This window comes from uncultured Faecalicoccus sp. (assembly GCF_944325745.1).
In the GTDB taxonomy this organism is placed as follows: domain Bacteria; phylum Bacillota_I; class Bacilli_A; order Erysipelotrichales; family Erysipelotrichaceae; genus Faecalicoccus.
This window is the reverse complement of sequence record NZ_CALVBG010000089.1, coordinates 1-3,865: the sequence shown is the minus strand read 5'-3', so window position 1 is coordinate 3,865 and position 3,865 is coordinate 1. Positions and strand designations below refer to the sequence as shown.

The 3,865-nt window shown below is 44.6% G+C and carries 4 protein-coding genes; all 4 read right to left on the bottom strand.

What is annotated here, in order from left to right:
* Positions 1-62: 62 nt before the first annotated feature.
* Positions 63-1,316 carry a glutamate-5-semialdehyde dehydrogenase gene (locus Q0J48_RS06805; protein ID WP_296242739.1) on the bottom strand — a complete coding sequence of 418 codons (1,254 nt, stop codon included), beginning with the start codon at positions 1,314-1,316 and terminating at the stop codon, positions 63-65.
* Positions 1,306-2,136: a glutamate 5-kinase gene (proB, locus tag Q0J48_RS06800; protein WP_296242738.1), complete on the bottom strand. Its 831-nt coding sequence runs from the start codon at positions 2,134-2,136 to the stop codon at positions 1,306-1,308. Before proB ends, Q0J48_RS06805 begins: the two co-directional genes overlap by 11 nt.
* Positions 2,133-2,828 carry an HAD family hydrolase gene (locus Q0J48_RS06795; RefSeq protein WP_296242737.1) on the bottom strand — a complete coding sequence of 232 codons (696 nt, stop codon included), beginning with the start codon at positions 2,826-2,828 and terminating at the stop codon, positions 2,133-2,135. Before Q0J48_RS06795 ends, proB begins: the two co-directional genes overlap by 4 nt.
* A gap of 87 nt (positions 2,829-2,915) precedes the next feature.
* Positions 2,916-3,731 (bottom strand): Cof-type HAD-IIB family hydrolase, encoded by an 816-nt coding sequence (locus tag Q0J48_RS06790; RefSeq protein WP_296242736.1) that lies wholly within the window; start codon positions 3,729-3,731, stop codon positions 2,916-2,918.
* Between the last annotated feature and the right edge of the window lie 134 nt (positions 3,732-3,865).

Here is a 3,865-nt window from a genome sequence, read left to right as displayed (position 1 = left end):
GCGTCTCCTTTTTTGTCAACAGATATAGTGTACCACAAAAAAAGACTTTTCTTGCGAAAAGCCTAACGTACCTGCCCATTTCCTTGAATCGTATACTTATAAGAAGTCATCTCTTTTAATCCCATAGGTCCGCGCGCATGGATCTTTCCAGTGGAGATACCGATCTCAGCCCCCAAACCAAAGACGCCGCCATCGGTAAACCGGGTGGATGCATTCCAGTAGACGCAAGCCGAATCGATCTGATCTAAAAACTGTTGGGCCGCTTGCGGATCTTCACTCACGATACACTCGCTGTGATGCGTGGAATACTGATTGATATGATCGATGGCCTCTTGGACATCGGATACGATCTTAACCGACAAGATATAATCCAAATATTCGGTTTTCCAATCCTCTGCCGTGGCATGTTCGATTCTTCCAGGTTGTTCTTTTAAGATCGCATACGCTTCGTCATCCACTTTGAGGCAAACCTCTTTTTCATTGAGCCGCTTCTGGATCAAAGGCAAAATCTTGGGGGCAATCTCTTTTTGCACCAACAAAGACTCGGCGGCATTGCAGACACCGATTCGCTGGGTCTTGGCGTTATAGACAATTTCCACCGCTTTCTTTAAATCGGCTGTATTATCGATATAGATATGGCAATTTCCCGCTCCCGTTTCAATCACCGGTACTTTGGCATTGTTCATGACGGACTGGATCAAACGGGCAGATCCTCGGGGAATGATCACATCGATCCATTTTGTCATACTCATAAAGCGCTGTGTATCTTCGTGGGATGTCGATTCGATCAGCTGGATTGAAAAGGGATCGACCCCGCATTGTTCAAGCCCCGTCTGGATGCATTGGGTGATGGCGATATTGGATAAAAGGGCATCGCTTCCTCCTTTTAAGATCACGGCATTGCCGCTCTTAAAACAAATCGAAAAGGCATCCAATGTCACATTCGGACGAGCTTCATAGATCATTCCGATCACACCGATAGGGACTCGTTTTTTCTGGATCTTCAGACCGTTGGTCAATATTCTTTCTTCCAAGATCTCTCCGATGGGATCTTCCAATTTTACAATATCCAATAAAGAATCGGCCATGGCTTCCAATCGGGCGGGATCTAATTTTAAACGATCCAATAAGCCTTCATTGAGACCCTTCTGTTTTCCCTTTTCCATATCCTGATCGTTGGCTTTCAAGATCGGATCCTGGTTTGCGCGCAAACATTGCGCAACAGTTTGTAAAACTTCATTTTTCTTCTGCGAAGAAAGCATTGCCAAAGCATACGATGCCTGTCTGGCCTGTTGACCGATCGTTTCAAGATTCATGGTGAGCCCTCCTGTTCTGGGTTTGAAAATAGGTTCCTGCTTTTTCTCCTTTTAAGATCTTGGCGATGATGGACGCATCATCGAATTTCGCAATGACCAGATCGCTGCCCGCATCCATCGCAATTTGGGCCGCCGTCAGTTTGGCGTGCATACCGCCTGTGCCTACGCTGGAGCCGGGGTGGTCTTTTCCCATCGCAAGCAGCCGATCATCGATGCGATCCACATGATCAATCAGCTTGGCCTGCGGATCGATTTTGGGATCATTCGTATAAAGTCCTTCGATATCGCTTAACAAGATTACCAGATCAGCATGGATCAAAGCCCCTACGGTAGCCGCCAACTGATCATTATCGCCAAAGCTTTCCACTTCTTCTAATTCCTGGGTGGAGATCGTATCGTTTTCATTCACGACGGGGATACTATTCAGAGCGAAAAGTTCTTCAAAGGTATTTCGCGCATTTTCCCGCGAGCGCTTTTCCGTCATGATATTTTTGGTCAACAACACTTGCGAAGCCACAAAATTATATTCACTGAACAGCCTTTGATAGACCATCATCAACCGGGCTTGTCCCACAGCCGCAAAGGCTTGTTTTTCCGCAATCGATTCGGGTCTTCGGCCAATATGTAGAGCCCGTCTGCCCGCCGCGATCGCTCCGGAAGAAACTAAGACAACATCCTTCTGTTGGGCCTTGAGATCACAAAGAATACGAACTAATTTTTCGATCTTGGAAAGATAAAGATCTCCGCTGGGATGGGTGATACTGCTGGAACCGACTTTGATCACGATTCTCTTTTTTGTTTTTAATGCATCTCGATTCATATCTTCTCTCCTCTTTCCATTCTATGTAAGAGCGTTACTAATTCTTCTTCTGTATAGACGACCTGATCCGCCAGAGGCCCGTCTACACGATGATGGCGGTTGAAATGAATCGTATGCATTCCGACTTGTTTGGCGGGAACCATATCATGATCGTATCGATCGCCAATATAGACCCAATCAGAAGCAGCTCCTCCACAACAAGAAAGCACAATTTCAAACGCTCTAAGATCCGGTTTGCGAACTCCGATCTCACCGCTGATAAAAATATGATCATCCGGTATAAAAGAAGGGATCCCTAACGCCCGCAATTTCTCCATTTGATGATTTTTTTCCCCATTGGTCAAGATGGCCTTTTCGCTTTGTGAGGATGAAAACCAGCCCAATAAGACAGGAGATAAAGAAATATGATTTTGATAAAAGCGATAGCGTTCTTGAAAACAAAGAGCCGCATCCATCTTTAGCGGGATCTGATATTCTTGGCAGGCATGTTGAATACGATAGATCCCGGATTCATCCACGCTCATCTTTCCTGCCTGGACTTGATCAAAGATCGCATCGCCGTGTTTGCGGTACGCTTTATAAAAAGAGGCAATCTGATTTTTTCGTAAGGGCAGAGCCAGATCTTCCACCGCCTGATCAAACGGCTTTTCCAGATCATATAAGGTATCATCACAATCAAACAAATATTTCATGGATCTCTCTCGATTCTTGTTTTTCATTTTAACACATTCTTTGAAAAGATTTACATTTTTTGAAAGAAAAAAAGAGACCGAAGTCTCTTAATCGTTTAAGACGTGTTCTTTTAAGAAATGCCCAAGAGCGCTTTCGTCGTTTGTATATTCACTGACGACATTGGCGACGGCCTTGGCTGCTTCACATCCGTTTTTCATACAGACACCCATGCCGACCTTCTCGAGCATCTGGATATCGTTGGCCTCATCTCCAAAGGCAACACAGTTTTCCAAATTGACCCCAAAATGCTTACAAAGCTTCTCGATCCCATACCCTTTATTGATGACGGGATCGCAATATTCAAACAGATTGTTTGCGGTACTGAACCCGATACAGTCATAACGGCGAAAAGACTTGGATCGTTCGATGACTTTGGGCTGATAAGCGGGATCGCTGTAGATAATCAATTTGTTGACCGTCCGATCTTGAAGAAAGGTTTCCAAATCAATTTCGATCTCGGTTTCTCCAAACAGTTTCGCATGAGCACGCGTTTCCGGGGTCGATTTACTGGTATAGCGAATATCCCCCACCAATACATGGAAGATCACATCCATATCCTGATAGAAATGGATGATATCTAATACCACTTGTCCATCTAACAAATGATATTCTTCTTTGGTCCGGCGCCGAATATCATAGATCACGCCTCCGTTCATCCCCATAATGAAGCTGACGCTGTCTTGGATCCCCCATTGATTCAGCATCGCATGAACGGTTTCGACCGGTCTTCCCGAAGCAATCCCGAACAAGATTCCCTTATGTTTCAAGGCGGAAATAGCCTCACGGTTCAAATCGGAAACTTGTTTCTGGCTGTTCAAAAAAGTTCCATCCAGATCAGTAGCAACTAATGTAACTGTGTGCATATATTCTCTCCTAGTTCTATCTTTCAGATTTATGATATTCGATTTTTTCAGAGTTGAAAATAGCAGATTGAAAAAAAGGACCGGAAATTCAATTCCGATCCTTTGTGAGACTAGCTGTAAAGTTCAACCAGTTT

Excerpts from the sequence above, each read along its gene's own strand:
- Q0J48_RS06805 (WP_296242739.1), bottom strand. The coding sequence starts at position 1,316 with ATGAATCTTGAAACGATCGGTCAACAGGCCAGACAGGCATCGTATGCT.
- proB (WP_296242738.1), bottom strand. The coding sequence starts at position 2,136 with ATGAATCGAGATGCATTAAAAACAAAAAAGAGAATCGTGATCAAAGTC.
- Q0J48_RS06795 (WP_296242737.1), bottom strand. The coding sequence starts at position 2,828 with ATGAAATATTTGTTTGATTGTGATGATACCTTATATGATCTGGAAAAG.
- Q0J48_RS06790 (WP_296242736.1), bottom strand. The coding sequence starts at position 3,731 with ATGCACACAGTTACATTAGTTGCTACTGATCTGGATGGAACTTTTTTG.